Genomic DNA, 26,020 nt, shown 5'->3' on the forward strand with positions numbered 1-26,020 from the left:
GAGATCACCATGAACTTCGATCAAGCCACTTTCGAGCTGCCCGCCAACCTCCGCGCGCTGATGACGCGCCCCGAGGACACCACCGAACCCAGCGGCCTGCCGCGTCGCAGCTTCTTGAAGCTCACGGCGGTGAGTGGCTTCGCGCTCGGCGTCTTCCCGATGGGCGCGCTCGCGCAGGACACGAGCGCAGCGGCCGCCAAGCCGGCGGGCCTGAAGCCGCTGCAGCAGCCGGCGGCCTTCGTGCGCATCGACCGCGACGGCACCACCACCATCACCATCAACCGGCTCGACTTCGGGCAGGGCGTGCAGACCGGATTGCCGATGATCCTGGCGGAAGAACTCGACGCCGACTGGTCCAAGGTCCGAAGCGTTCACGGCACCAACGACCCGGCTTATGTCGACCCTGCCTTCGGCATGCACATCACGGGCGGCTCGGGTTCGATCAAGAACTCGTACACGCAATACCGCGAACTCGGCGCCCGCACCCGCGCCATGCTGGTCAGCGCGGCGGCGGCACAGTGGAAGGTGGATGTCGCGACGCTGCAGACGCGCAGTGGCGTCGTCATCGGCCCCGGCGGCAAGCAGCTCGGCTACGGCGAACTGGCCGAAGCGGCAATGAAGCTGCCCGTGCCCGAGACCGTCAAGCTCAAGGACCCGAAGGACTTCCGCCTCATCGGCAAGCCCACCGGACGGCTCGACGCGCAGGCCAAGTCCAGCGGCCAGCAGAACTACGGCATCGACATGCGCCTGCCCGGCATGCTGACCGCCGTCGTGTCCCATCCGCCGTTGTTCGGCGCCAAGCTCAAGTCGGTGGACGACAGCGCCGCGAAGGCGATCAAGGGCGTCAAGGCCGTGCTGCGTGTACCGCTGGACCGCGGCGCCGAAGGCGTGGCCGTGGTCGCCGACGGCTACTGGGCCGCCAAGCAGGGCCGCGATGCGCTCAAGCTCGAATGGGACAACAGCGGCGTCGAGAAGGTCGACAGCGAGAAGCAGCTCGCGCAATACCGCGAACTCGCGAAGCGGCCGGGCAAGCGCAAGTACGACGCCGACGTCTCGAAGCTCGCCGGAGCCCCGCACAAGATCGAGGCCGAATTCGTCTTCCCCTACCTCGCGCACGCGCCGATGGAACCGCTCAACTGCACCGTCAGCCTGGCGGGCGGCAAGGCGGAAGTGTGGACGGGCACGCAGATGCCGGGCATCGACGGCATGGCCGCCGCCAAGGTGCTGGGTCTGCCGCCGGAGAACGTCAAGGTCCACGTGCAGATGGCGGGCGGCGGCTTCGGCCGTCGCGGCCTGCTGACCAGCGACTACGTGGCCGAGGCCTGCGGCGTCGTCAAGGCCGCGCAGGCCGCGGGCATTGCCGCGCCGATCCGCACGCTGTGGAGCCGCGAGGACGACATCAAGGGCGGCTACTACCGCCCCATGCACCTTCACACCGCGAAGATCGGCTTCGACGCGCAGGGCAAGGTCACCGGTTGGGACCACGTCATCGTCGGCCAGTCGCTGCTGATGGGCAGCATGTTCGAGCCGATGATGGTCAAGGACGGCATCGACGGCACCGCAGTCGAAGGCATGAAGGAGCCCTACGACGTGCCGATGCGGCTCACCGTGCATCACCCCAAGCTCAACGTGCCGGTGCTCTGGTGGCGCAGCGTGGGCTCGACCCACACCGCGTTCGTCATGGAAACGCTGCTCGACGAGATCGCCCGTACTACGAAGCAAGATCCGGTCGCCTACCGCATGAAGCTCATCGGCGACCAGCACCCGCGCCACAAGGCGGCACTGCAACTGGCGGTGGACAAGTCCGGCTACGGCAAGAAGAAGCTCGGAGCGGGACGCGCCTGGGGCGTGGCGGTGCACGAATCCTTCAACTCGGTGGTGGCGTATGTCGTCGAAGCCTCGGTGAAGGACGGCACGCCCACGCTGCACAACGTGACGGCGGGCGTGCACTGCAATCTCGTGGTCAACCCGAAGAGCGTGGAGGCGCAAGTGCAGGGCGGCGCGGTGATGGGGCTGTCGATGTGCCTGCCCGGCGCGGCGATCACGCTGAAGGATGGGGTGGTGCAGCAGAGCAACTTCGGTGACTTCGTCGTGCCGCGCATGACCGACATCCCGCAGATTGCGGTGCACATCGTGCCGAGTGCCGATGCGCCTACCGGCATGGGTGAGCCAGGGCTTCCGCCGCTGGCGCCGGCGTTTGCGAATGCGGTGGCGGCGATTACGGGGAAGCCGGTGCGGGAGTTGCCGTTCAAGTTGGGTTGAAGGTCGTGCGCCAGTTGTCTTCGTTCGTGCCCCAGTTTTGGCGGCTCGAAGGGGGGCGCAAGCCCTGCCGGCTTTTTTCGTAAGAGGTTCCCCGGTCTTCCAACCCGTTCGAGCTGCCGCCCCCGTTTGGAAGCGGGTGCGACGGTTTGTGCAAACCGGAACTTCAGGGAGGCCAACATGGCCAAGTCATTTCGCGCGCTCGTGCGTGCATCCAGCGATACCAAGTCCAAACGGCGCGAAGCCGTCAGACGCCGACCGGCAACAAGTCCCGCGCCTCGCAAGTCAACCAAAAACAAGGCCGCCAGCGACGCGGTGCTACTCGTGGAGGACGAGTTCAACAATCTGCGCGCGGCACATCGGCGGCGTCAGAAAGCTCTGCGCGCAGTCGTATTGCGGCGCATCGATTTGACGGGGGACCTTCGAGGTGATCGCCCGGAAGGTAGTTTAGGGCCCAAGACGGAAGTACCCGTCTCAAGATTGAACGCCCGTAAGCCGACCTTCCGCGATGCCGGAAGAGCTGAAGAATTGGGGGGCAGCTCGGCGCGAGCACCGACCTCGAGACGACCGCTTAAGCAGCTTCTTCACTCTCTGCCAGAGGCATCGAAGCGCTCGCAAGACGCCTCGATGACCTTGCGCTTGGCAGCGGCCTACTGGCCAAGACTCGAGATCCGAATGAGCAGGGACTTCCCGAGAGCAGTCAGATCGCATCGAAATTTGCGATCACGACTCATCAGTCGAACTTGACCAAGTCCTTAAAGATCAGTTGACCCCAGCTATTTCCGCGCGCCTGGACGAGCAGCCCACCTTCCGAAAGCCCGCCAAGTTTGATCGGCGAGAAACCGAGATTTACCGCAAGCGCACCAATCTCCGCTGCTGCGTCGTCATCGTCGCTCGACAGGAACACGACTCTCCTGCCACCATGTACGGCCGGATCTTGGCCAAGGACGGAAGCGACCAAATGGTTGAAGCCCTTGACCAGTCGTCCACCAGTGAAGGTCTGCGCGACGAACTTGGAAGAAGGCTGTCCTCCGAGTTCCTCAGGGGGCACGCCGTAGGCATTGGTCACATCGACGATAGTCTTCCCCTGCCAGGTCGGCAGCGCCTTCGCGACATCCCGGTGCGACTCGTAACGGACAGCCAAAAAGACGATGTCCGCCTTGACGGCTTCCGCCAGTTTTTTGGGAATGATCTCGGGTCCGATCGCGGCCGCAGCGGATGCAAAGCTTTCCGGGTCGCGAGTGGTTGCAACGGATACCTCGACGCCGCTTCGGGCAAACGCCTTAGCAAGAGCTTGGCCGATCTTGCCGAAGCCAATAATTGCGTAGCTCATATATTCTTCTTCGGTTTCAGAGTTGCGCCAGGCCGCCGTCGACGGCGATCTCGCTGGCGGTCATGAAGCTGCTGTCCGGCGACGCGAGAAAGGCGGCCACCGCTCCGATCTCCGCCGGATCGGCCATGCGCTGGAGCGGAGTCATCGAGGCGAAGGCCTTCTGTCCCTCCTCGCCTAGGGCTTCCTTCGCGAGTTCGGTGGCCGTCGCCCCGGGCGACAGCACGTTTACCCGGATGCCGGTGCCCTTCAGGTCCTCCGCCCAGGTCCGCGCGAGGTTGCGCACTGCCGCCTTGCTCGCGCTGTAGGCGCTGAATGCCGGGGCGCCCGTGGTGCCAGCGCTCGATCCGGTCAGGATGATCGAACCGCCCTCGCTCATCAGTGGCAGCGCCTTTTGGACCGTGAAGATCGTACCCTTCACATTGGTGTCGAAGGTCTCGTCAATGTGCTCGGCGGTGATCTTGCCGAGCGGAAGTGGGCTTCCCGTCCCGGCATTGGCGAAGACGACGTCGAGGGTCCCGCGCTCGGCCTTCACCGCCGCGTAGAGTCGGTCGAGGTCGGCCAGATTGGAGACCGAGCCCTTCACCGCGCGGGCATTGGGCCCGAGGTCGGCCACAGCGGCGTCGAGCGCTTCCTGCCGGCGACCGAAGATGAAGACGAAGGCGCCCTCCTCGATGAAGCGTTTTGCCGCGGCGCGGCCGATGCCGGTAGCGCCACCGGTGATCACGGCGGTCTTTCCATTCAGTCTGCTCATGTCATGGATCCTTAGCTGGAGTTGCAAGGAAGCAGGGGATTGCTTACTTGAGGACAGTGTGCAGCTCTGATAACCTAAGGACAAGTATGCACTTTTTGGTAAGTATCAAAAAATGACCACGCCTTCTCACGAAACCTGCGGTACGGGTGGCTTCTCCTGCGGGCTCGACGCCACGCTCCGCATCATCTCGGGCAAGTGGAAACCGTTGGTCCTATTTTTCCTGCGCGACGGGCCGAAGCGCTACGGCGAGCTCAAGCGCCTGATTCAGGGCGTCAGCGACAAGGTGCTGATCCAGCATTTGAAGGATCTGGAGGCCGATCACGTGCTGGCGCGGACCGACTACAAGGAGGTGCCACCGCGTGTGGACTACGCGCTGACCCCGCTCGGTCGCAGCCTGGCCGACGCGATCGTGCCGCTGTGCACCTGGGGAACCGAGAACATGGCGGAAGTGGCAAGCATCTTTGCCAAGCGCGACACTTTGCCCTAGCGGCTTGCCAAGGGTGGACGCCTCGACGCATTCATCGCAGCCGACGATGCGGAGGCCAAGGCGCGCGTCTCAACTTTCCTCGAAAGTCTCGGGCTGCGTCCGTTCGTGATCGGCCTGGCCAAAAACGGCGCTGGGCACCTGGAACATCGCCTTGAACGTCGATATCGGCTGAATCCCTGACACCACAGGCTTTGTGCGCGATGCCACAAGTACCCACGAATGGGGTACCCGAAAGCGTGAGGGAAGCGAATGCAGTGCCCTTGGCACGGCTGTCCGTCTGGTGCTTTGGTTTCCAGTCATATTTGATCGTGGCTTGCTCGGTAGCTGACATCCGCGACTGACTGCTGCTGGCCGAAAGTGCCACACGGGCGACGGCGCGGCTTATCGTGGCCAACGCGGTGTCGCCTTGACGAAGATCTACTTGCTGATCGATCTGCAGAACCGGAAGCCGACGCCGAAGCGCGTGCGTCGTGGAGCCGTGCGCCGGCTTGGCCGATTCGTCTCGCAAATGGTCAAATGACGACGCTCCTGCGGAGGCGAAGTCGATATGGATGCCTTGTCCGAGGTCTTGAAGGTCCTGCAGTTCAACAGCGCGATCTTCTTCAATGCCAGATTCACCGCGCCGTGGTGCTTTGCTTCACCGGAAGCGGAGACCGTGGCGAGGCAGGTCAACGCAGGATCCGAGCGCCTGCTTTTCTACCATTTCTTCGTGGACGGTTCGTGCACCGTGAAGCTCGACGGCATGCCGCCGCTTCACCTGCAAGCCGGCGACATCATCCTGTTTCCGCATGGCGATGCCCACACGATGGCGTCGTCCGGAATGGACGAGCCGGGGCCGCTGCTCGATGTTCGGGCGCTGTTGCGCGAGAAGCCCGACGAACTTCAATTGGGTGGCGGTGGCGAGCCGACGCGCTTCATCTGCGGCTATCTGTCATGCGATCCCATCCTGTGCCGGCCGGTCCTGGCGACGCTGCCGAGGGTGCTGACGGTCAGCCTCCGAAGGGACGAAAAGACCGATTGGGTGGAGCGTTCGTTCGTCTATGCGGTGGCGGAGGCCGCTTCCACGCAACCCGGTGGCGAAGGCGTGCTGGCCAAGTTGTCCGAGGTGCTGGTGGTCGAGACCTTGCGCCGCTACATCTCCCAGATGTCCGAGGGCCAGACCGGTTGGCTCGCGGGCTTGCGCGATCGCGTCGTCGGCAAGTCCCTCGCGCTCATGCACGAGAACCCGGCGCATCCATGGACGCTGGAAAGCCTTGCGCGCGAGGCCGGGACATCGCGTTCGGTTCTTGCCGAAAAATTCACTCACTACGTTGGGCAGCCGCCCATGCAGTATCTCGGCAAGTGGCGCATGGCGCTCGCGTCGAACCTGTTGCGGCGCAGCGCCTTGAGCATGATGCACATCGCGCTGGAAGTCGGCTATGAAACCGACACCGCCTTCAGCCGCGCCTTCAAGCGCGAGTTCGGCATGCCCCCGGCATCCTGGCGCCGCGAGCACAGCCTCCAGAGTCCGCCTGAGTTCAATGACGGAAAGCGATCAATGCAATCAGCGCACAGAAGCTGAGGAATTGAACGAAGAAGAGCGCGAAGCGCACCGACACGACGCGATCCGTCTGCGCGAAGCAGACGTGGACCAGCGACTGGGGGATCCGCGCCGCCAGGATGACCACGCACAGCGCGTCCACCGCGGGATCGGCGATGCCGAAGACGCGCAACGCAAAAACCAGCACAGCGAACACCGGCAGGTTCTCGACGCAGTTTGCGTGTGCCCGCATCGCGCGCCGGTACCAGTCCTGGCCCTCGACCTGGTCGGCCCGGAATTCACTCATTCCCGCTCGACCGCTGAAGACCCGGCTCAACCGGTAGGCGCCCACGGTGGTGAGCAGGAGAGCGAGGGTCCAGGCGGCGAAACCCAGCAGCATCAACTCGGGCAGCATGATCTCGGTCTCCTGTTGCGCACCACCGTGGGCAAGGCGGCTCCCTACTGGAGGGGCACCATGGAAGAGCGGGCGGGCACCGCGTAGAGCAGCGGCTGGAGCGCATCCGTCACTCGGGCAGCCTGCGTGTCATCGAGAACGCCGAAGAGGACCTTCTGGAAGCGTGGCTCGGTTACGCCCGTCACGATGTACTGCCAGCGATACGCCTTCAGGATGCCCTCGCCGATGGCGCTGCGTTGCGCATCGTCGTAGCGCTGGCCCGCGATCGACTCGAAGTAGGTCGCATCGGCGCGCGCCTGAGCCTGGAGAATGCCGTCGACCGCCACGACCAGGTCGATCAGGTCGCCGACGGCCGCGTCGCGCTCGGCGGTGTTCAGGCGTGCGTCCTCGCGAAGGAACTCGAGTTCGTCCAGCACCGCGTGCTGCGACTCCTCCTTCCAGTGGGCCAGGAACACGTCCTTCCACAGCTCGCACAGGTCGTCCCGTGGTTCGATGCTGGCGCGATAGTGGGCCAGCGTGAAACGCTCGATGTCCAGTGTGAGCGCAAGGACCGACCAATTGCTCTTGCTCAGCACGGCGGTCGCGACGGCGTTGGGTTCGGCCGTTGCCATGTAGCCCGCCGGCATGTCGGCGGCCATCATCGCTTCCATGCGCCGGAACAGCTCCTGGTGCTTCAGCTCCTCGTCGGCCATGCGGACCAGGGCCTCCAGGGCCACCTGGTCCCCGAGCGCGTGCTGCCGGCTGATCTCGAGCATCTTGGCGCCGATGAATCGCTCCACCAGCCCGAAGATGTAGGCGTAGCTTCGACCCTGCACCTGGCTCAGCAGGCGCTGGTCGTCGGACGTCAGGAAATCCAGCTCGTTCACCAGTGACAGGCCGGCCGGCAGGAAGGTCTTGTCGAGATCGAATCGCCGGTGGCGGATGACGTCGATGTCGATATCCCAGCGGATGCGTTTGGAATTCGCGATGACCTTCGAGTACTGGTTCGCGGAGGGAGCGCTGTGCATGATGGCCTCTTTCGATGTTCGTTGAAGGAGTGGCCATGATCGAAGCGCGAGGGGAATGAGGTCGGGCCATGCGTCCGCGAATCTTGCCCGGTGATCCGATTCACAATGGTCCCGCAAGGAGCCCACCATGTCCAAACTTCGCGTCCAAAGCTTCGGCGTCTCCCTCGACGGCTACGGCGCCGGCCCGAATCAAGGTCTCCAGAACCCGCTCGGCGTCCGCGGCATCGAGCTGATGGATTGGTTCGTCCACACCCGTCTTTGGCGCAACATGTACGGCCAGGGCGAGGCCGAGACGGGCGTCGACAACCGCATGGCGGAGCAGGGCTTCGACGGCATTGGCGCCTGGATCCTTGGGCGCAACATGTTCGGCCCGGTTCGTGGCCCGTGGCCGGACGACAGCTGGAAGGGCTGGTGGGGCGACGAGCCTCCGTATCACACCCCCGTGTTCGTGCTCACGCACCATGCGCGTGCGCCGCTGGCGATGGCCGGCGGGACGGAGTTCCGCTTCGTCACCGAAGGCATACATGCAGCCCTGGAGCAGGCGAAGGCCGCGGCGGGTGGCCGCGACGTACGCCTTGGCGGTGGTGTGTCGACGGTGCGTCAGTACCTGAGCGCGGGGCTGATCGACGAACTGCATCTGGCCGTGCGGCCCGTGCTGCTCGGGGCAGGGGAGCATCTCTTCCAGGGGCTCGACCTGCCGGCCTTGGGCTATGAATGCGCAGAGAGCATTGCCGGCGAACGGGCGACACACGTGTTCTTGCGCAAGCGTCCGTGAGCTATTGGCCGGCGAGCGACAATCCGCGCATGAATTTTGGAAGAATCCTCGTCCCCGTCGGCGGACTGATCCTGCTCGGCGTGGCCTACCGCAGCTACGGCTGGGCCGGCGTGGCGCTTGTCGGCGGCGCGATCGTCATGTTCCTGCTGCTGCATTTCAACCGCGCGATGCAAGTGTTGAAGCGTGCCGCCGACAGGCCCATGGGCACGGTCGCGAGCGCGGTGATGCTCAATGCCAAGTTGAAGCCCAAGGTCAATCTGCTGCACGTGGTCGCCATGACGCGCGCGCTCGGCGAGCTTCGCACGCCCGAGAACACGCAACCCGAAGTCTTCCGCTGGACCGATGCCGGCGGCTCGTGGGTCGATGCGACTTTCGTCGGCGGAAAGCTCACCGAGTGGACGCTGGTACGGCCCCAGCAACCCGAGGACGACGCGCCTCCGTCGGATGAGTCGAGCGCCGACGCCGTCAAGCCGGGCGCGACCGACGCGCTGCGGCCTCCGGTTTAAAACGGCGCGGATTCGTCAGCCAGCGCTTCCTCGGCATCGGACTTCGACTGCGGGGCGGCTGCCGCAGCAGGCGCCGCATCGGCCGATGCCGTGCCCAGGCGCATTTCGCCGCCCAGCGCTGCCAGCAGTTCCGGCACGAGTTGCCCAAGTTCGCCCGTCGCGATCGCGGCATCCGCGTCGAAGTTGTCTTCCTTGCCGCCTGAAGAAGAGCCCGGCGCGTCGTCCAGCGTGCCTTCGAGGAACACGATCTTGCGGATCTGCAGGCCTTCGGTCAGTTCGAAGGACACGCGGTCGTCCCACGTCATGGCGAGGCGGGTCGGGCGCTTGCCGTCGGCGATGTGCTGGCGCACCTCCTCGATGTCGAGCGGGTGCTTGGCGTAGCGCACCACGGCCTTCGATTCGTCGCTGGCCTTGAGTTCGCATTCGCGGTCGATGGTGAAGCCGGCGGGCGGCTCCTGGCTCGACAGCCACTCCGACATGGCGACGGCCGGCTCGACCTGGGTATTGACGAGCGAGACGGCAAAGCCGTCGAGCGCCTTCACCAGGTTGGTGACGACTTCGTCGGCGCGTGCCGCGTTGCTGGAGTTGACGACGAGCCGGCGTGCGGCCGGGTCGATCCACACCGCGACGCGCGCGTGGCGGGTGAAGGCCAAGGGCAGCAGTTCGAGGGTGATGTCCTCCTTGAGCTCCTTCTTTTCCTTCTTGCCGGGCTTGCGGCCCGTGGTGGCCTCGATCTGCGCGGCGCGTTCGTCGACCTTGCGGCGCACGACAGAGGCCGGCAGGGCCTTGGTCTCGACCATGAATTCGAGCAGCCACTGGCCGCCGATGGATTCGGCGAGCGGGCCGTGCTCCTGGCCGCGCGGTTCGACCCAGCCGGCGGACTTTTCCTGCGAGGGGCTGCATGGGACGAAGCGCTGCGTGCCGAGGCCCTGCTCGACCTGGTCAAGCGACTGCGACCACGTCGCTTCGATGCGGTAGACGATGACGTTCTTGAAGACGGACACTGAAACCCTTTGATGGCTGATTGGCAAAGCTGTGCATTGTCGGTGCGGCGGAAACGGGCGCCGCCGTAAAATCGAAAGCTTTTGCGACATACCAACGCCTGAGGACCAAGAACATGAGCGCGCTGCCCCCCGCACTGGACGATCGTGACGGCAAGATCTGGATGGATGGTGATCTCGTGGACTGGCGCGAAGCCAAGATCCACGTGCTGACCCACACGCTGCACTACGGCTGCGGCGTTTTCGAGGGCGTCCGCGCCTACAACACGGTCAATGGCACCGCGATCTTCCGCCTGGCGGAGCACACCGAACGTCTCTTCAACAGCGCCAAGATCCTGCGCATGAAGATCCCGTTCTCGCCGGAGCAGCTCAACGAGGCGCAGAAACAGGTGGTGCGCGAGAACAAGCTCGACAGCTGCTACCTGCGCCCGCTGGTGTGGATCGGCTCCGAGAAGCTCGGCGTCAGCCCCAAGGGCAATCGCATCCACGCGATGGTCGCTGCCTGGTCCTGGGGTGCCTACCTCGGCGATGAAGGCATGAAGCGCGGCATCCGCGTCAAGACATCGAGTTTCACGCGCCATCACGTCAACATCACGATGACGCAGGCCAAGGCGGTGAGCAACTACAGCAACTCGATCCTCGCCAACATGGAAGCGCTGGACGACGGCTACGACGAGGCCCTGCTGCTCGATTCGAGCGGTTTTGTTTCCGAAGGCGCGGGCGAGAACGTGTTCGTGGTCAAGGGCGGCGTGGTCTACACGCCCGACCTCTCGGCCGGCGCGCTCAACGGCATCACGCGCAACACCATCCTGCACATCTGCAAGGACCTCGGCATCGAAGTCGTGCAGAAGCGCATCACGCGCGACGAGATCTACATTGCCGACGAAGCCTTCTTCACCGGCACGGCGGCCGAAGTCACGCCCATCCGCGAACTCGACCGCGTCGAGATCGGCATCGGATCGCGCGGCCCCGTCACCGAGAAGATCCAGAACGCGTTCTTCGACATCGTGAACGGACGCAATCCCAAGTACGCCCACTGGCTCACGAAGGTCTGAAGGCCATGTCTAAATCCGTCATCGAACTGCTCGCCAAGGACCTGAACGACCAGGGCGGCGTTTTCTGTCCGAACCTCAAGGCCGACATGCCGCTGTGGAGCGCGCACCCGAAGGTCTATCTCGACGTGGCTCGCACCGGCGAAGCCAAGTGCCCCTATTGCGGCACTGTGTACCGCCTCAAAGCGGGCGAGGCGGTGGGTCACCACCACTGAGAACGCGCACTTCGCGGCGCGGCACCAGGCCGCGCCACGGGTCGCCCGGCTCCTGCGCCAGCCGCAGGTAGACCATCCCCACCCACAGGATCGCGAGCCCGATCTGTGCGTCGCGCAGCGCGGAGTTCACCATGGTGGCGATCAGCACGATCAGCGTCGCGACGAACGCGTAGCGCCCGGCCATGTCGTCCCGCTTCCACGCCACCCAGACGCTCACGAGGATGATCGCCAGCAGGCTGAGCGCGCCGGGTACGCCGCTCTGTGCGCCCATCCACAGGAAGTCGTTGTGCGGCATGTTCTTGTAGTCCAGCAGCTTCGGCCCGCGCAGGTGCCACTGCTCGGTCCAGCCGCCGATGCCCCAGCCCGCGAAGGGCCTGTCGATGATCATCCGGGCGGTGTCGCGGTACATGTAATAGCGCACCACCCAACTGGCTTCCGAGATCTCGCCCGCCTGCGCCGCCTCGATCTCCTGGATGCCGACCGTGAACTTCTGCTGCACCACGGGTGAGTTCCACAGCCCGGCCGCGGCGACCACGCCACCCACCATCAGCACCACCGCCAGCACCTTGAGTTGCCGGCGCCATTGGTGCACACAGGCGGCGGGGATCGCGAGCAGCAGCGCCAGCAGCGAGGTGCGCGAGGGCAGCGTGAAGGTGATGATCGCGATCACCACCGGAATCAGCGCGAAGGCCGCGATGGCCCGCCCGGGGCGATGCTCGGAGAGCTCCTTGAGGCCGTACACCGCGGCGGTCCCAGCCATGATGGTGAACAGCAGCGCATTGCTGATCGACTTGTTGCCGATCAGGATCAGCACGCCGCGCCACGGCTCCAGCATCGGGAAGCCGACCGTGTAGTACAGCGCGATCATGACGATGTTGACAAGCCCCATGATCCAGAAGCCGCGCACGGCCCAGATCGCCTCGTCGCGCGTGAGCGCCAGCGCCATCAGCACGGTCGCCGCGATCCGCAGCCCATGGAACAGGTTCGACCCCGTCTCGGGGTAGTAGGGGCCGAGCGCCAGGATGACCAGCGTCCACGCTACATAGGCCACGACGGGCCACCACATCGGGTTGTTGCGCAGGCGGATGGCCCGCTCGCGCCAACCGCCGGAAGCCACCAGCGTGATCAGCAGCAGCACGGCTGCAAAGTACGTGACGCCGACCGGCATGAACACCGTCAGCCCCCAAAACATAGCCGCAGGGCTGACAAGGTTCGATCTCGACATGGCCGGAATTTTAGTGGCGCGCCCCGCGGTGTTCCGTTCGTGGAACACCGCGGGGAGGGCGTCAGTGCGGCAATGTGATGACGAAGCTCGCCCCGCCGCCGGCTCGGTCTTCGCAGCGCACGCTGCCGCCGTGACGTTCGGTAATCGACTTCACCAGCGCCAGGCCGAGGCCCACGCCGCCGTTGCGTTCGCTTGCGCCGGGCAGGCGATAGAAGGGCTCGAAGATGCGATCGCGCAGTGCGGCGGGGACGCCGGGCCCACGGTCGCTCACGCGGATCTCCGCGGCGCCCCCGCGGCTCGCCAGTTCCACGCTGGTTTCACCCGCACCGTAGCGGCGCGCGTTCTCCAGCAGGTTGCGAATCGCGCGCCGCAGCAGGCGCGGCACACCGCGCACGGTCAACGCGTCGCTGTGGGTGCCTTCGCTGACTTCCAGGTCGGCATCGACACGCGCGCACTCCTCGGCCGCCAGGCCCGTGAGGTCGACAGTCTCGACCGTGCCCATGTCGGCTTCCTTCGCGTCCAGCCGGCTCGCGAGCAGGATCTCGTCGATCAGTTGGTCGAGCTCGCCGATGTTGCGCGAGATCTCCTCGCGCGCGCCGGGGCTGGGCCGGTCGCCCATCAGCTCCAGGCCCATGCGGATGCGCGTGAGCGGGGAGCGCAGTTCGTGCGAGGCATTGGCGAGCAGCGACTTGTGCGATTGCACCAGCTCCTCGATGCGCGCCGCCGCGGCGTTGAAGCCGTTGGAGAGATCTGCCACTTCGTCCTGACCCTCTTCAGCGACGCGCGCCGACAGGTCGCCCTCGCCCCAGCGCTGCACGCCCCGCTGCAGGGCTTCGAGCCGCTTGGTCAGCCGGCGCACGATCGGATAGACGCCCAGCGCGACGGCGACGCCCACGAGCGCCACCATCCAGCCCAGCCCGAAGGGCGTGCGCCAGGGCGCCATGCCGCCGCCCGGCGGACGTTCGCGCGGCGCCACCTGCAGCGAGAGGGAGCGACCATCGTTCAGCGTGACGTCGAATTCAAGGCCCTGGCCCGGCACGCGCATCGCCTTGCCGTGGCCGATCGGCTGGTCCTTGCCGTCGAGCACGACCACTTCGCGCGGCACGGGGGCCAGTCGCTCCCGCTCGTTCTCGGCGGCTTCGCGCACGATCCAGTTGGCCGTCAACGTGAGGATGAAGACGCCCGCGACCACCGCCAGCCAGATGCGGACATAGAGGTGCCGCCTGTAGAGCTTGAGGAGCATCGCGTCAGTCTTGCTGCTTGGCGAACACGTAGCCCACACCGCGCACCGTCAGGATGCGCTTGGGGTTCTTGGCGTCGACCTCGATCGCGGCGCGGATGCGGCCCATGTGGACGTCGATCGAGCGGTCGAAGGCTTCGAGCTCGCGGCCGCGCACAGCTTCCATGATCTGGTCGCGCGTGAGCACGCGGCCGGCGCGTTCGGCCATCGCGACCAGCAGGTCGAACTGGTAGGAGGTCAGGTCCGCCGGCTCGCCGCCGACGGTGACCGTGCGCGCGTTGCGGTCGATTTCCAGCGATCCGAAGCGCAGCACGGACGGCGCGCTCGCATCGGCCGCGGTCTCGCCGCGCCGGCGCAGCACTGCGCGAATGCGGGCGAGCAACTCGCGCGGCTCGAAAGGCTTGGGGAGGTAGTCGTCGGCGCCGATCTCGAGACCGATGATGCGGTCCATCGGGTCGCCCTTGGCGGTCAGCATCAGCACCGACACCTTGGCGAGGCCATTGGGCAGCGCGCGGATACGGCGGCAGACCTCCAGGCCGTCGGTGTCCGGCAGCATCAGGTCGAGGATGACGAGGTCGGGCGAACGCTGTTGTAGCTGCTCCAGCCCGCTGGCGCCATCGGCCGCGTGGGTGAAGCCGAAGCCGGATTGCGTCAGGTATTCGCCGACCATCTGCGCGAGGCGGATGTCGTCTTCGATCATCAGGAGTTGGGGGGTGCTCATGGGTTGTCCTTCGCGTTGAGCGCAGCGTATGGAGGTTCTCCCCGCGGCGCCAAGCAGGCTTGAACGCTACGTAAAGTTGGGTAAACGTCGCCGTTGCCTGGTTTTTTATCCCGGCTCGAAAAGCATGGTTTCGCGCTGGGCGTCTGGATGGGGCTGGGCTGCCTTTTCGGCCAGCACGGCGCCAAGTTCGCCGGCCGCCAGCGTGGGATTGTCGTGCCTCGCGCGTTCGAGGATTTCCACCGCCAGCGCGCGCAGCCTTTCCGCCGAAGCCCGCATGCGGGCCTTGAAGGCGTCGTCGTCGAGCCGGTCATTCAGGCTGCGATTGAGTTCGGCAAACCAGGGCAGGGCCGCCTGGTCGAGCATCACCGGCCGGTTGCGCCGGCGGCTGACGCCGGACCACGCGCGCAGGAAGTCCTGCACCGCGAAGTTGAGGCGCTGGCAATCCTGCAGCTCCTCGCGCAGGCTGCCCAGCACCGCCAGGTCGGTGAGCCGCTGCTGGAAGAAGATCTGCGACAGCACGCCCCAGTAGTAGGTGTAATCCCAGATCACCTTGATCGGCAGCACCTCCGGATCGCCGAAGAGCGGGTACTGGTCGGTGTAGAGCGCGAGCGTGCTTTCGTAGAACGAGTGGTAGATCTGGTCGTAGAGCTGCGCCCGCGCCTCCAGCGCGTGTCCGGCGCGGTCGTGCGCGATCAGGTCGGTGATGTAGGTATTGCCCACCGCGATGAAATCGCTGCCCGGCGAGTAGAAGGGATCGAGGAAAAGTCCCGCCTCCCCGGTCAGTGCCCAGCGCTGGCCCGAGAACACCTGCTTGCACCCGTACGAGAAGTCGCGGAAGAAAGCAAAGTCCTGCAGCAGGTGGCGCTTGCCATCGAGGTCATCGTAGAGGCGAGGCTGCCAGGTCCGGAACCACTGCATCGCCTTGTCGAAGGTGTCCATCGTGTCGAGCGGGTGCAGTCGCGGGTCGGCCACGATGCCGACCGAATGCGAGCCCGATGCGAGCGGAATCAGCCAGACCCAGTAGCCCGCGCCGACCAGGTGATTGGTCGAGAGCCAGCGCGCCCGTGGCTCGCAGCGCGTGCGCCATGCCGGGTCGTCGGACCAGTCGTCGATGGTGATGCGCTCGCTGACCCGGAACCACACGGCGTTGCAGTGATGCGCATTGGGCTGCGCGAGCCCGAGCTTGCGCTTGAGCATGCCGGCGCGTCCGCAGGCGTCGATCAGCCAGCGGGCATGCACGATGTGCGTCCCGCCGTCCTGCGACCATTCGATGCGATGCGGCTGGCGCGCGTCGTCGGCCAGCTCGATCACGCGCACCATCGCACTGTCGACGAAGCGCACGCCATTGCGCGCGGCCTCCTCGGCCAGGTAGTTCTCGAAGATGCCGCGGTCGATCTGGTAGCTCGGCACCGAGAGATAGCGGCTGGCGCCGATCTCCATCACCTGGTCGATGTCGCGGCGGCCTTCGCTGAAGAAGAAGCGGAAACCGAACTTGCGCAGTTGGGCGCCATGCATGTGCGGCTGGAGGCCGAGCACCGTGTCGAAGTAATGGGCACCGATTTCGACCGACGACTCGCCCACCTTGTGCGTTGCGTGCGGCACCGGATGCGCGCGGCGCTCCAGCACCACGATGTCGATGTCGGCGAAGCGCTGCTTGAGCTGCAGCGCGAGGGTGAGCCCCGCGAGTCCTCCGCCCATGATCACGACATCGTGCTGGTGGAGGATCGCGGTCATGGCTTCAACTCTGCGCTTCGAGCTGCAGTTCGGGTTGCAGGGCCAACTGCAATGACAGCGCGGCCGACAGCGGCAGCGCGAGCGATTCGGCCTTGCCGCGTGCGAGCGCCTCGAAGAGGGGCAGCGCGTCGGCCATCGCATTGACCCTCAGTGCGCGCGCGGCATCCGAACGGAGAGCCGGCGGTAGCGAAGCGCCTGCCGAGAGCGACCATTCGAATGCCGCGACCGTGCGCTCGGTGCGCTTCGGCGAGATCACCAGCGCGACGGCCAGCAGGTCGCGGCTCGTCGTGATCGACGCGAGCGCGCCCACGGCGGGCATGTCGTAGCCGGCCAGGAGCACGGCACGTTGATCGGCCGCGCATTGCGCCGCGGCTTCGAGCAGGCCCGAAGCGAAGGTGCTCTCGAAGGCCGTCAGCGAGTTGCTTGCCGCCATGCAGCCGGTGCCGATGGTCCAGTAGCCTACGGCCGCGTTGTGCACCGAGTTGTGGAACTTGATCGGCGACAGCAGCTTCGGATCGCTCGCCAGCGTGCTGCACATGTAGTCGTTGATGCCGAGATCGCCATGCGCCGAAGCGAATACGCACGGCAGGTCCGCAGCATTGCGGCCCGAGGCAGCGACCGCGGCGGCTGCGACTTCCAGCGCCAGCGCCACCGTGTCGGGCGCGCGGCGCCTTTCGGCGGGCGCGAGCACTTGCGGCGATGGGCGCTTGGCCGGCGGATCGGACGGCGCGGCTTCGCCACGGAACACGGCGCTCGCGAGTTCCCATCCGGGCAGGCTGGGCGCCCAGAAAGCGGGGCCTTCGATGTAGAGGGTTGGTGTCTTGTATGCTGCGCTCATGCTGCGGCTCCCTTGCCGAAGACCAGCGAGCAGTTGTTGCCGCCGAAGCCGAAGGAATTGCTCAGCGCATAGCGCACCTCGCCGCGAGCGGGCTGCAGCTTGATCTGCGGCCCGCAGTCGGCGTCGAGCGTGGTGGTGTTGACGGTGCCCGGCTTCAGGCCGGTCTCGATCGCCAGCAGGCTGATGACCGCCTCGACGATGCCTGCGGCACCCAGCGTGTGGCCCGTGAAGCCCTTGGTCGAGCTGGCATGGGTCGTCTCGGGGAAGCGCCGCGCCACCAGCGCGCCTTCGACTTCGTCGTTCTTCGTGCTGGCGGTGCCGTGCATGTTGATGTAGTCGATGGCGTCCGTGTTCAGGCCGGCGCGTGCGAGCGCGTCGTCCATGGCCTTTTCGGCGCCCAGGCCCTCGGGGTGGGGCGTCGACATGTGGTGCGCGTCGCTCGCCTCGCCGTAGCCCAGCAGTTCGAGCTTGCCGGGGCCGCGCTCGACCAGCGCGAAGCCGGCGGCCTCGCCCAGGCTGATGCCGTCGCGGCCGGCGTCGAAGGGCCGGCAGGGTTCGGGCGACACCAGTTCGAGCGAATTGAATCCGAACAGCACGCTGCCGCACAGCGTGTCGACGCCGCCGACCACGGCCGCATCGACCAGGCCCAGGCGGATCAGCCGCTCCGCCGACGCAAACACCTTGGCGCTCGATGAGCAGGCGGTCGAGATCGTCTCGGCCGGCCCTTCGAGGCCCAGCGCTTCCTGAACGAACATCGTGAGCGAATGGGGCGTGTGGACCTTGGGGCGCCTCTGGTCGACGGGGAATGCGCCGTCGACGAGCCGGGTGTAGGCCTCCTCGGTCTCGCCAATGCTCGACGTCGAGGTACCGAGGATCAGCGCAATGCGCGCCGGGCCGTAGCGCTTGCGCGCGGCAGCCACCGCTTCCATGAAGCCGTCGGCCTGCAGGCCGAGCCATGCCAGCCGGTTGTTGCGGCAATCCCAGCTCGCCAGCGACTCCGGCAGCCGGAGTTCTTCAAGGCCGTCGACGCGCCCGATCCACGTCGGCAGCGGCGTCGGGCCGAAGTCATTGGCGCGCAGGCCGCTGCGCGACTGTTCGAGTGCCGAGAGGAGGGCGGTCTTGCCCACACCGACCGACGAGGTCGCGGTGAAGGCGCTGATCTGCAGGGGGGGTATGCGTGAAGGTGACACGGTGGAGGCCGGATGGATAAATGACGGTAGCGTGCAAAACATCACAGCGTACCAGCCAGCCGAACCGGTCCGCGTCGGCCAATGTCCCGGTTCGTCGCGAGGTGGGCCTGCGACGCAAGGGCCATGCGCCCTTGCGGAAGGCTCAGGGCAGGGCGCTCAGATGGGCCTGGGCGGCCGTCGCGAGCTTCTGGTCGAAGGTCGCCAGCGGCGCCTTGATCTCCGCCGCGAGCCAGAGGTAGGCCGCGTCGTAGGCCGACAGTGCATAGCGGGCCGCCAGCTGGTACTGCGCGGCCGGATCGACCGGATGCAATTCAAGGTCGTACTCGGCATAGTCGGCCAGCGCCAGCGCGAGGGAATCCGAAGGCCAATCCAGTCGCCGTTTCTTGAGTGCCACGCTGACGATCTCGTGATCGAGCAGGTTCGGCGCATGGAGGCTGAAGCCGACGAGCCGCGCCAAGGCTTCGTCGCGCGTGGGTTCATCAAACAGGATGGCGCTCAGGGCGCTGCAGTCCACCACCAGTGGCGGGCGCATTCGGTACGACGCCGGCGGTTCGGCGACGAAGAGCGGGCTCGGTGCGCCGCTCACCGCGCGTCCCGGTCCGCGCGGATGATGTCGACGGCGTTCGGGCCGGACCCGATGGGCTGTGGAAAGCGGACGCGATGCTCGGCGGCGATCTGTTCGATCGATTTGGAGCCGCGCCGGGTGACGGGGCGGCGGCCCGGGGCGACATCCGAACCTTCGACACTGATGGCCACAGGAAGGGCGGGTGCGGCCGCCGCGCCGGTTTCGTAGGCCGCCTGCTCGATGATGGCCATCAACTCACCTTGCAACGACCGGTGATTGCGCGCCGCGCGCTGCCGGAGTCGTTCAGCCAGATGCTCCGGTACGTCTTTCACGGATAGATTGGCCATGACGCCTCCAAAATGGAGCCATTATGGCGCCATTTCAGAAGGCGCAGTGCTGGAGGCTGGAGCTGTCACCTTGCCATTGCCGGTCGTTCGCGACGCTAGCGCCACCAGCACCAACACCGGCACGCCCAGCGCCGCAGTCCCGACAAAGAACGCGTGGTACCCGTAGAGGTCCACGAACTTGCCTGAGTAGCCCGCGATGAACTTCGGCAGCAGCAGCATCAGCGAACTGAACAGCGCGTACTGCGTCGCCGAGTAAGTGATATTGGTCAGGCTCGACAGGTAGGCGATGAACGCCGCGGACGCGATGCCGCCGGCCAGGTTGTCGGCCGACACCACCAGCACCAGCGCGGTCAGGTCGTGGCCCCGCGTCGCCAGGCCGGCGAAGAGCAGGTTGCTCGCGGCACTCAGCACCGCGCCCAGCATCAGCACCCGCATCACGCCGAGCCGCATCGACAGCACGCCGCCGACGAAGGCGCCGACCAGCGTCATGATCACGCCGTAGATCTTGCTGACCGTCGCGACCTCGTCCTTGGTGAAGCCCATGTCCACATAGAACGGGTTGGCCATGATGCCCATCACCACGTCGCTGATCCGGTAGACGGCGATCAGCGACAGGATCAGCACGGCCTGCCACTGGTAGCGGCGGATGAAGTCGGCGAAGGGTTCGATCAGCACGCTCTGCAGCCAGGCGCCCACCGTCTTGGGCTGGGGCAGGGCGACGCGCGCGGGCTCAGGCGACAGCAGCACCGTGAGCACGCCCACCGCCATCGACGCCGCCATCACGAGGTAGGCGGTCTTCCACGCGTTGTCCTGGTAGCCAGCGAGGCCGGGCAGTTCGGCCCAGGCTGCAACCCAGAGGACGCCGGCGCCGGCCCAGATCATCGCGAGCCGGTAACCCGTCTGGTAGGCGGCGGCCAACGCGGCCTGCTTGCGCGCGGCGGCGGATTCGATGCGGAAGGCGTCGAGCGCGATGTCCTGCGTGGCGGACCCGAAAGCGACCAGCAAGGCGCACCAGACCAGCGGCGGCAGTCCGTCGCGCGGGTCGTTGAAGGCCATGCCGGCGAGTCCCGCGATGACGCCCAGTTGCGCCAGCAGCAGCCAGCCGCGGCGGCGACCGAGCAGCGTGGTCAGTGGAGGGATCGGCAGGCGGTCCACGAGAGGTGCCCAGACCCACTTGAAGCCATAGGCGAGCCCGACCCAGCTCAGGAAGCCGATGGTCGTGCGATCGACTCCCGCCTCGCGCAGCCGGAAGCTCAGCGTGCCGAGCACCAGCAGCAGCGGCAGCCCAGCGGAAAAGCCCAGCGCCAGCATGCGCAGCGTCGCAGGTTCGAGGTAGACCTTGAGCGCGTCGCGCCAGGGCAGGGAAGGTGGGGCTTCGTCAGCCGATGGTGCGGGCATTGAGCAAGTGTCGTTGGGGGCTCCTTATTATTCCCCCATGTGTTTGCTCTGCGAGTTTCATTCCGGTCCCCCGCACGGTCGACGTGCATTCCTGCTGGCGGCGGGCACCTTCGTGGCCGCGCCCGCACTGGCGCAGGTCGACGTCGGCGAGGCGTCGATGGCGCGCAACATCGTCCCTGCGGAGAACATCGAGCAGGCCGGTGTCCAGCAATATCACCAGCTCCTGGCGCAGGCCCGGGCCAAGGGCGCACTCGCTCCCGACAGCAGTGCCCCATTGCAGCGCCTGCGTGCCATTGCCAGGAAGATCATTCCCTTCACCGCCCAGTGGAACCCGCGCGCCGCGTCCTGGAAGTGGGAAGTCAACCTGATCGGCAGCAAGCAGATCAATGCCTTCTGCATGCCGGGCGGCAAGATCGCTTTCTTCACCGGCATCCTCGATCGGTTGAAGCTCACCGACGACGAAATCGCGATGGTCATGGGCCACGAGATGGCGCATGCACTGCGCGAGCATGCGCGGGCGCGGCTTGCGAAGAACGCGGGGACGGGGGCGGTGCTGTCGATCACCGCCCAGTTGCTCGGCCTGGGCCAGGCCGGCGACCTGGCGGCCCGGGCCGGCACCCAGCTCATCACGCTGAAGTTCAGCCGCAGCGATGAGACCGACGCTGACCTGGTCGGCCTCGAACTGGCGGCGCGTGCGGGCTACGACCCGAGGGCTTCGGTGTCGCTGTGGACCAAGATGGCGAAGGCGTCGAAGAGCGAGGGCGCGCTTGGTTTCCTCTCGACGCATCCGAGCGGGCCGGACCGGATCAAGGTGCTGCAGGCGAACGTGCCGAAGGTGGAAGGCCTGTACCAGGCCAGCCGGCGCGGCTGACGCGTCCTGGCGGCCCGAACGCGCGGGCGCCGTCGATCACGAACTTGCTGGACCCGACGGTTGAAGCCGTTGGCACACCCTTTGCATGTCATCTTGTACACAAGACAGGATGCTTGATGATGGTGCATGAAAGGGGCGTGTCCGAGAACGGGCCCGGGACTTCGTTGAAGGCGCTGGCTGCGGCGGCGTGGATCGCCCGGCTGGACTCACCGCTGCGTGGCGCCGGCGAAGGGCCGCTCGCGGGTCTTCGCTTTGCCGCCAAGGACAACATCGACGTCGCCGGTGTGCCCACCACCGCGGCCTGCCCTGCCTTCGCGCGGACGCCGACCGTGCATGCGCACGTGGTGCACCGGCTGCTCGATGCCGGTGCGGATCTGCTGGGCAAGACCAATCTGGACCAGTTCGCCTGCGGCCTCAACGGCACGCGTTCACCTTATGGCGCGGTGCCGAACAGCTTCGATGCGCGCTATGTGTCGGGCGGATCGAGTTCGGGTTCGGCCTATGCGGTGGCGACGGGACAGGTCGATTTCGCGCTGGGCACGGACACGGCGGGCTCAGGCCGTGTGCCCGCGGGGCTCAACAACATCGTCGGCATCAAGCCGTCGCGCGGCTTGCTCAGCGCGCGCGGCGTGGTGCCGGCCGCGCAGAGCGTAGATTGCGTGTCGATCTTCGCGCGCACTGTGGGCGTGGCCGCCCGCGTGCTGCACGCCGCAATGGGCTTCGACGCCGAAGACCCGTACTCGCGCAGTCTCTCGCTCGCGACGCAGACCTTCCCCGCGAGCTTCCGCTTCGGCGTGCCGACGGCGCTGCGCTTCTTTGGCGACAGCCAGTCGACCGCTGCCTTCGACCGCGCCATCGAGCAGATGAAGGCGCTTGGCGGCACACTGGTCGCGATCGACTACGCGCCGCTGGCCGAAGCCGCTGCGCTGCTCTACGACAGTGCGCTGGTCGCCGAACGCTATGCAGCCGTGCGCGAATTCTTCGATGCGCATGAAGCCGAGGTGGTCGAGCCCGTGCGCGGCATCCTCGCGCAGGGCCGCGACTACAGCGCGGCCGACTTCGTCGACGCGCGCGTCAAGCTGCAAGCGCTCGGCCAGCGCGCCGCGGCCATGTGGGGCGACATCGACCTCCTGCTGGTGCCGACCGCGCCCACGCACTACACGATCGAGTCCATGCAGGCGGACCCGGTCGCGCTCAACCGGAATCTCGGCGAGTACACGAACTTCGTGAACCTGCTCGACTACGCCGCCATCTCGGTGCCGGCCAGCCTGCGCGAGGATGGGCTGCCTTTCGGCATCACGCTGATCGGCCGCTGCGGCAGCGACTTCCAGTTGGCCGAACTCGGGCAGCGTTTTCACCACGCGACCGGGCTGCCGCTCGGCGCGACGGATGCGCCGATGCCCGCCCCCGAAACACTACCGGGCATGGCGCCCGCGCAGACGGTCAAGGTCGCCGTCGTCGGCGCGCATCTCTCGGGCATGCCGCTCAACTCGCAGTTGACCGAGCGCGGCGCCCGGCTCCTGGCCGCGACGCACACCGCGCCGTTGTATCGCCTCTACGCCTTGCCCGGCACCGTGCCGCCCAAACCCGGCCTGCTACGGGTGCAGCCCGGCGAGGGCTCTGCCATCGCGCTGGAAATCTGGGAGATGCCGATCACGCACTACGGCAGCTTCGTCGCGCTCATCCCTGCACCGCTGGGCATCGGCAGCCTCACGCTGGCCGATGGCAGCAGCGTGCAGGGCTTCCTGTGCGAAGCGCTCGCGGTGGCGGGTGCCGACGACATCACGCACCTCGGCGGATGGCGTGCCTACATCGCTTCGCGTGCCGCGCTCGCGGCCTGAATCCGTTCAAGAACTGTCACATCACAAACCTTCCGGAGTATTCAATGGCCTTCAAACACACGTTGCCTTCCATCGCCGAACCGGCTTCACGGCGCCAGGTGCTGCAGGCGGGCGCGGCCGGCCTTGCCGTGCTCGCCGCTCCAGCGCTCGTGCGTGCCCAGGCGGCGACCAAGATCCGCATCGGCTACTGGCCCATTGCTGCGGGGCTGCCTTTCTACGCGGCTGTGGAGCAAGGCTTCTTCAAGACCGCCGGCCTCGACGTCGAGGTGCAGCGCTTCGCCGGTGCTCAACAGATCATGGAAGCCATGCTGTCCGAACGCTGCGACGGCAGCGCGAACGGCACGGGCTCCGCCAACATCGCGATCGGCGAGATCGCCGCACCCGGAAGCTTCAAGATCTTCTGCTCGAACCCGAGCAACGCGAAGAACGTGCTCGACCAGATGCTGGTGCCGACGGCCAGCACCGCGAAGACCATGGCCGACCTCAAGGGCAAGCGCGTCGCGTCCGGCCCCGGCATCCAGAACGTGACCCTGGCGAAGACCGTGCTGGAGCGCGGCGGCGCGACCGGCGCCACGGTCGTCGAATTACCGATCGGCCAACACGTGGCCTCGCTCGCCGCCGGGCAGGTCGACGGCTGCTACACGCTGGAGCCGACCGGAACGATCGGCCGCCTCAACGGCAGCACGCGCGTGCTGGAAGCGGGGGTGATCGCCAAGTACGTGCTGGGCGATCCGATGGCGCCGTGGTTCGGAGGCTCGGCTTCGCTGACGTCGGCGTTCATCAAGAAGAACCCCGATGCGGCGAAGAAATTCATCACGGCGTACGGCCAGGGCGTGGCCTTCGTTCGCAACAAGCCGACCGAAGCGCGCCAGTACCTCAAGGGCTATACCGCCATCGAAGGTCCGCTCACCGGCGAGGTGCCGCTGGCGGCCTACACCATGTACAACGAGTTCACGCCGGCCGACGTCGCGTACTTCCAGAAGTTCTTCGACCTGTTCTCGGAAAAAGGCATCTTCTCGTCGCGACTGATGGTCGACTCGATGCTCTACAAGGGGTGATGACATGAGCACCCCTGCACCAACGGGCGCGGCACCATGGGCGCCGCCGGCCACTGCCACGGCCTCCGCGCCGCCGCGCGAATCGCACTGGGTCAAGGCGCTGCCCTTCATCGGCCCGGTGGTGCTCTTCATCATCTGGGACCTGGCCGTGCGGCTGGGCTTCATCAAGGCGATCCTGCTGCCGATGCCTGCGGACACCATCGGCACGCTGCTGTCGGGCCTGGCGGGCGGACCGCTGCTGACCGACTTCGCGGTGACCGTCTGGCGCACTCTGCAAGCCTTCCTCATCGCGGCCATCGTCGGCGTGCCGCTGGGCGTGCTTCTCGGCAGCAACGAGAAGGCCTATCGCAGCGTCGAATTCCTGATCGACTTCTTCCGCTCCACGCCGTCCTCCGCGCTCATCCCGCTGTTCCTGATGATCTTCGGCGTGTCGGACGTCAACAAGGTCGCCATCGCCGCCTTCGGGGCGCTCCTCATCGTGGTGTTCAACAGCGCCTACGGCGTGATGAACGCGCGCAAGCAGCGCGTGATGGCGGCCAAGGTGATGGGCGCGTCGCGCTGGCAGATCTTCCGCGACGTGCTGGTGTGGGAAAGCCTGCAGCCCACCTTCGTCGGCCTGCGCTCGGCGGTCTCGATGGCGCTCGTGATCGTGATCGTGGCCGAGATGTTCATCGGCTCCGACAGCGGCCTCGGCCACCGCATCATCAATTCGCAGCAGGTGATGAACGTGAAGGACATGTACGCGTCGATCCTCGCGGCGGGCGCGCTGGGCTATGCGCTCAACATCCTCTTCCTGCTGGCCGAGCGTCGCATCGTGCACTGGAGCGGGCGATGAGAACCATCGACAACGTCATCAACGGGCCCGTCTATGCCGACGTGCCGAAGCCCGTCTTCACGCCCGGCCCGGCCGGCACGCACATCACCATCCGCGGGCTCACCAAGTACTTCGCCGGCTGGCCGCTGTACGAGAACTTCGACCTCGACATCCCCAAGCAGAAGATCGTCTCGGTCTTCGGCCCCAACGGCTGCGGCAAGTCGACGCTGATCAACATGATCGCCGGGCTGATCCCCATCGATTCGGGTGAGATCCTGTTCGACGGCAAGTCGCTCAAGGACACCAAGATCGGCTACGTGTTCCAGAACTACCGCGAGGCGATGTTCCCGTGGATGCGCACCATCGACAACATCGCCTATCCGCTGAAGCTCGAAGGCCGCTCCAAGGCGGAAGTGGACCGACGGATGCAGGAACTGGTGGCCTCGTTCGACGTCAAGTTCGACCTCAAGCGCTATCCCTACGAGCTGTCGGGCGGGCAGCAGCAGACCGCTTCGATCATGCGGGCGTTGGCGCCGAACCCCGAGGTGCTCTTCCTCGACGAGCCCTTCTCGGCGCTCGATTTCGAAATGACGCTCTTCATCCGCGAGAAACTGCAGGAGGTGTTCATGCAGACCGGCACGACGATGCTGTTGGTCTCGCACGATCTCGAGGAGGCCGTGTACCTGGCCGACCAGGTGCTGCTGCTGACCAAGCGGCCGACCAAGGTCGCGGAGATCCTGGACTACGGCGACGCGCGTCCCCGTACGCTCGAGACGCTGAGCTCGGCCAGCTTCGTGAGCATGAAGAAGCTCAGCCTGGAAATCTTCCAGCGCGAAGTGCGCCGATAGAGGAACCGTC

The 26,020-nt window shown here is 66.3% G+C and carries 26 protein-coding genes and 1 pseudogene; 13 read left to right on the plus strand and 14 right to left on the minus strand.

Annotation, left to right across the window (positions count from 1 at the left end):
* The first annotated feature begins 9 nt into the window (after positions 1-9).
* The gene (locus QTI04_RS30135; RefSeq protein WP_286618881.1) at positions 10-2,262 is read left to right on the plus strand and encodes a xanthine dehydrogenase family protein molybdopterin-binding subunit; all 2,253 of its coding nucleotides are present in this window, start codon (positions 10-12) and stop codon (positions 2,260-2,262) included.
* Positions 2,263-2,992: 730 nt separating this feature from the next.
* Here the strand turns inward: QTI04_RS30135 and QTI04_RS30140 are convergent.
* Complete coding sequence (locus tag QTI04_RS30140) at positions 2,993-3,592, minus strand: NADPH-dependent F420 reductase (protein WP_286618882.1); 600 nt, start codon at positions 3,590-3,592, stop codon at positions 2,993-2,995.
* Between the two features lie 16 nt (positions 3,593-3,608).
* Positions 3,609-4,343, minus strand: a complete 735-nt coding sequence (locus tag QTI04_RS30145) for an SDR family NAD(P)-dependent oxidoreductase (RefSeq protein ID WP_286618883.1) — start codon at positions 4,341-4,343, stop codon at positions 3,609-3,611.
* Positions 4,344-4,455: 112 nt separating this feature from the next.
* Between QTI04_RS30145 and QTI04_RS30150 the strand changes: the two genes are divergently transcribed.
* The 3 genes and pseudogenes from QTI04_RS30150 to QTI04_RS30160 all read left to right on the plus strand — a co-directional run bounded on the left by QTI04_RS30150 (position 4,456) and on the right by QTI04_RS30160 (position 6,391).
* Entirely contained in the window at positions 4,456-4,830 is a 375-nt protein-coding gene (locus QTI04_RS30150; RefSeq protein WP_286618884.1) for a helix-turn-helix domain-containing protein, read from the plus strand.
* Positions 4,831-4,833: 3 nt separating this feature from the next.
* A pseudogene (locus tag QTI04_RS30155) lies at positions 4,834-5,002 on the plus strand (NADP oxidoreductase); the annotation flags it as partial.
* Positions 5,003-5,377: 375 nt separating this feature from the next.
* Positions 5,378-6,391, plus strand: coding sequence for an AraC family transcriptional regulator (locus QTI04_RS30160; RefSeq protein WP_286618885.1), 1,014 nt, complete (start codon positions 5,378-5,380; stop codon positions 6,389-6,391).
* Here QTI04_RS30160 and QTI04_RS30165 read toward each other — a convergent pair.
* Complete coding sequence (locus QTI04_RS30165) at positions 6,348-6,764, minus strand: MAPEG family protein (RefSeq protein ID WP_286618886.1); 417 nt, start codon at positions 6,762-6,764, stop codon at positions 6,348-6,350. The genes QTI04_RS30160 and QTI04_RS30165 overlap by 44 nt on opposite strands.
* Positions 6,765-6,808: 44 nt before the next feature.
* Positions 6,809-7,771, minus strand: coding sequence for a hypothetical protein (locus QTI04_RS30170; RefSeq protein ID WP_286618888.1), 963 nt, complete (start codon positions 7,769-7,771; stop codon positions 6,809-6,811).
* 127 nt (positions 7,772-7,898) lie between these two features.
* Between QTI04_RS30170 and QTI04_RS30175 the strand changes: the two genes are divergently transcribed.
* Both QTI04_RS30175 and QTI04_RS30180 read left to right on the plus strand, forming a co-directional pair.
* Positions 7,899-8,546 (plus strand): dihydrofolate reductase family protein, encoded by a 648-nt coding sequence (locus QTI04_RS30175; protein WP_286618889.1) that lies wholly within the window; start codon positions 7,899-7,901, stop codon positions 8,544-8,546.
* A gap of 29 nt (positions 8,547-8,575) precedes the next feature.
* The gene (locus tag QTI04_RS30180) at positions 8,576-9,052 is read left to right on the plus strand and encodes a glycerate kinase (RefSeq protein WP_286618891.1); all 477 of its coding nucleotides are present in this window, start codon (positions 8,576-8,578) and stop codon (positions 9,050-9,052) included.
* Here QTI04_RS30180 and QTI04_RS30185 read toward each other — a convergent pair.
* Positions 9,049-10,056, minus strand: a complete 1,008-nt coding sequence (locus QTI04_RS30185) for a recombination-associated protein RdgC (RefSeq protein WP_286618892.1) — start codon at positions 10,054-10,056, stop codon at positions 9,049-9,051. The genes QTI04_RS30180 and QTI04_RS30185 overlap by 4 nt on opposite strands.
* Positions 10,057-10,169: 113 nt before the next feature.
* On the opposite strand from QTI04_RS30185, the gene QTI04_RS30190 reads away from it, so the two are divergent.
* The gene (locus QTI04_RS30190) at positions 10,170-11,108 is read left to right on the plus strand and encodes a branched-chain amino acid transaminase (RefSeq protein WP_286618893.1); all 939 of its coding nucleotides are present in this window, start codon (positions 10,170-10,172) and stop codon (positions 11,106-11,108) included.
* 5 nt (positions 11,109-11,113) lie between these two features.
* Positions 11,114-11,320: a zinc-finger domain-containing protein gene (locus QTI04_RS30195; protein WP_286604930.1), complete on the plus strand. Its 207-nt coding sequence runs from the start codon at positions 11,114-11,116 to the stop codon at positions 11,318-11,320.
* On the opposite strand, the gene QTI04_RS30200 is transcribed toward QTI04_RS30195, so the two are convergent.
* The 9 genes from QTI04_RS30200 to QTI04_RS30240 form a co-directional block, all read right to left on the minus strand.
* Positions 11,286-12,545, minus strand: a complete 1,260-nt coding sequence (locus QTI04_RS30200) for an O-antigen ligase (RefSeq protein WP_286618894.1) — start codon at positions 12,543-12,545, stop codon at positions 11,286-11,288. The genes QTI04_RS30195 and QTI04_RS30200 overlap by 35 nt on opposite strands.
* 61 nt (positions 12,546-12,606) lie before the next feature.
* Positions 12,607-13,788, minus strand: a complete 1,182-nt coding sequence (locus tag QTI04_RS30205) for an ATP-binding protein (RefSeq protein WP_286604927.1) — start codon at positions 13,786-13,788, stop codon at positions 12,607-12,609.
* Positions 13,789-13,792: 4 nt separating this feature from the next.
* The gene (locus tag QTI04_RS30210) at positions 13,793-14,506 is read right to left on the minus strand and encodes a response regulator (RefSeq protein ID WP_286604926.1); all 714 of its coding nucleotides are present in this window, start codon (positions 14,504-14,506) and stop codon (positions 13,793-13,795) included.
* Positions 14,507-14,611: 105 nt separating this feature from the next.
* Positions 14,612-16,240 (minus strand): NAD(P)/FAD-dependent oxidoreductase, encoded by a 1,629-nt coding sequence (locus tag QTI04_RS30215; protein WP_286618895.1) that lies wholly within the window; start codon positions 16,238-16,240, stop codon positions 14,612-14,614.
* A 4-nt stretch (positions 16,241-16,244) separates the two neighbouring features.
* Positions 16,245-17,078 carry a beta-ketoacyl synthase chain length factor gene (locus tag QTI04_RS30220; RefSeq protein WP_286618896.1) on the minus strand — a complete coding sequence of 278 codons (834 nt, stop codon included), beginning with the start codon at positions 17,076-17,078 and terminating at the stop codon, positions 16,245-16,247.
* A complete protein-coding gene (locus tag QTI04_RS30225; RefSeq protein ID WP_286618897.1) occupies positions 17,075-18,268 on the minus strand; it encodes a beta-ketoacyl-[acyl-carrier-protein] synthase family protein in 1,194 nt (397 codons plus the stop codon). Before QTI04_RS30225 ends, QTI04_RS30220 begins: the two co-directional genes overlap by 4 nt.
* Positions 18,269-18,410: 142 nt before the next feature.
* Positions 18,411-18,854 carry a type II toxin-antitoxin system VapC family toxin gene (locus QTI04_RS30230; protein WP_286618899.1) on the minus strand — a complete coding sequence of 148 codons (444 nt, stop codon included), beginning with the start codon at positions 18,852-18,854 and terminating at the stop codon, positions 18,411-18,413.
* A complete protein-coding gene (locus tag QTI04_RS30235; RefSeq protein WP_286604919.1) occupies positions 18,851-19,180 on the minus strand; it encodes an Arc family DNA-binding protein in 330 nt (109 codons plus the stop codon). The genes QTI04_RS30230 and QTI04_RS30235 overlap by 4 nt, the downstream gene beginning before the upstream one ends.
* A gap of 21 nt (positions 19,181-19,201) precedes the next feature.
* Complete coding sequence (locus QTI04_RS30240) at positions 19,202-20,578, minus strand: AmpG family muropeptide MFS transporter (RefSeq protein WP_286618900.1); 1,377 nt, start codon at positions 20,576-20,578, stop codon at positions 19,202-19,204.
* A gap of 37 nt (positions 20,579-20,615) precedes the next feature.
* On the opposite strand from QTI04_RS30240, the gene QTI04_RS30245 reads away from it, so the two are divergent.
* From QTI04_RS30245 to QTI04_RS30265, 5 genes are all read left to right on the plus strand, one after another.
* Positions 20,616-21,449 carry a M48 family metallopeptidase gene (locus QTI04_RS30245; RefSeq protein ID WP_286604917.1) on the plus strand — a complete coding sequence of 278 codons (834 nt, stop codon included), beginning with the start codon at positions 20,616-20,618 and terminating at the stop codon, positions 21,447-21,449.
* A 116-nt stretch (positions 21,450-21,565) separates the two neighbouring features.
* Positions 21,566-23,290, plus strand: a complete 1,725-nt coding sequence (gene atzF, locus QTI04_RS30250) for an allophanate hydrolase (RefSeq protein ID WP_286618901.1) — start codon at positions 21,566-21,568, stop codon at positions 23,288-23,290.
* A gap of 44 nt (positions 23,291-23,334) precedes the next feature.
* On the plus strand, positions 23,335-24,348 hold the full coding sequence (locus QTI04_RS30255) for an ABC transporter substrate-binding protein (protein ID WP_286604915.1): 1,014 nt from the start codon (positions 23,335-23,337) through the stop codon (positions 24,346-24,348).
* A gap of 4 nt (positions 24,349-24,352) precedes the next feature.
* Entirely contained in the window at positions 24,353-25,183 is an 831-nt protein-coding gene (locus QTI04_RS30260; RefSeq protein ID WP_286618902.1) for an ABC transporter permease, read from the plus strand.
* Complete coding sequence (locus QTI04_RS30265) at positions 25,180-26,010, plus strand: ABC transporter ATP-binding protein (protein WP_286618903.1); 831 nt, start codon at positions 25,180-25,182, stop codon at positions 26,008-26,010. Before QTI04_RS30260 ends, QTI04_RS30265 begins: the two co-directional genes overlap by 4 nt.
* Positions 26,011-26,020 lie beyond the last annotated feature (10 nt).

This window comes from Variovorax sp. J22R115 (assembly GCF_030317005.1).
Lineage (GTDB): Bacteria > Pseudomonadota > Gammaproteobacteria > Burkholderiales > Burkholderiaceae_C > Variovorax.

Bases quoted from the DNA above. Each gene is read 5' to 3' on its own strand.
- QTI04_RS30135 (WP_286618881.1), top strand. From the start codon at position 10: ATGAACTTCGATCAAGCCACTTTCGAGCTGCCCGCCAACCTCCGCGCG.
- QTI04_RS30140 (WP_286618882.1), bottom strand. From the start codon at position 3,592: ATGAGCTACGCAATTATTGGCTTCGGCAAGATCGGCCAAGCTCTTGCT.
- QTI04_RS30145 (WP_286618883.1), bottom strand. From the start codon at position 4,343: ATGAGCAGACTGAATGGAAAGACCGCCGTGATCACCGGTGGCGCTACC.
- QTI04_RS30150 (WP_286618884.1), top strand. From the start codon at position 4,456: ATGACCACGCCTTCTCACGAAACCTGCGGTACGGGTGGCTTCTCCTGC.
- QTI04_RS30160 (WP_286618885.1), top strand. From the start codon at position 5,378: ATGGATGCCTTGTCCGAGGTCTTGAAGGTCCTGCAGTTCAACAGCGCG.
- QTI04_RS30165 (WP_286618886.1), bottom strand. From the start codon at position 6,764: ATGCTGCCCGAGTTGATGCTGCTGGGTTTCGCCGCCTGGACCCTCGCT.
- QTI04_RS30170 (WP_286618888.1), bottom strand. From the start codon at position 7,771: ATGCACAGCGCTCCCTCCGCGAACCAGTACTCGAAGGTCATCGCGAAT.
- QTI04_RS30175 (WP_286618889.1), top strand. From the start codon at position 7,899: ATGTCCAAACTTCGCGTCCAAAGCTTCGGCGTCTCCCTCGACGGCTAC.
- QTI04_RS30180 (WP_286618891.1), top strand. From the start codon at position 8,576: ATGAATTTTGGAAGAATCCTCGTCCCCGTCGGCGGACTGATCCTGCTC.
- QTI04_RS30190 (WP_286618893.1), top strand. From the start codon at position 10,170: ATGAGCGCGCTGCCCCCCGCACTGGACGATCGTGACGGCAAGATCTGG.
- QTI04_RS30195 (WP_286604930.1), top strand. From the start codon at position 11,114: ATGTCTAAATCCGTCATCGAACTGCTCGCCAAGGACCTGAACGACCAG.
- QTI04_RS30200 (WP_286618894.1), bottom strand. From the start codon at position 12,545: ATGTCGAGATCGAACCTTGTCAGCCCTGCGGCTATGTTTTGGGGGCTG.
- QTI04_RS30205 (WP_286604927.1), bottom strand. From the start codon at position 13,788: ATGCTCCTCAAGCTCTACAGGCGGCACCTCTATGTCCGCATCTGGCTG.
- QTI04_RS30210 (WP_286604926.1), bottom strand. From the start codon at position 14,506: ATGAGCACCCCCCAACTCCTGATGATCGAAGACGACATCCGCCTCGCG.
- QTI04_RS30215 (WP_286618895.1), bottom strand. From the start codon at position 16,240: ATGACCGCGATCCTCCACCAGCACGATGTCGTGATCATGGGCGGAGGA.
- QTI04_RS30220 (WP_286618896.1), bottom strand. From the start codon at position 17,078: ATGAGCGCAGCATACAAGACACCAACCCTCTACATCGAAGGCCCCGCT.
- QTI04_RS30235 (WP_286604919.1), bottom strand. From the start codon at position 19,180: ATGGCCAATCTATCCGTGAAAGACGTACCGGAGCATCTGGCTGAACGA.
- QTI04_RS30240 (WP_286618900.1), bottom strand. From the start codon at position 20,578: ATGCCCGCACCATCGGCTGACGAAGCCCCACCTTCCCTGCCCTGGCGC.
- QTI04_RS30245 (WP_286604917.1), top strand. From the start codon at position 20,616: ATGTGTTTGCTCTGCGAGTTTCATTCCGGTCCCCCGCACGGTCGACGT.
- atzF (WP_286618901.1), top strand. From the start codon at position 21,566: ATGATGGTGCATGAAAGGGGCGTGTCCGAGAACGGGCCCGGGACTTCG.
- QTI04_RS30255 (WP_286604915.1), top strand. From the start codon at position 23,335: ATGGCCTTCAAACACACGTTGCCTTCCATCGCCGAACCGGCTTCACGG.
- QTI04_RS30260 (WP_286618902.1), top strand. From the start codon at position 24,353: ATGAGCACCCCTGCACCAACGGGCGCGGCACCATGGGCGCCGCCGGCC.
- QTI04_RS30265 (WP_286618903.1), top strand. From the start codon at position 25,180: ATGAGAACCATCGACAACGTCATCAACGGGCCCGTCTATGCCGACGTG.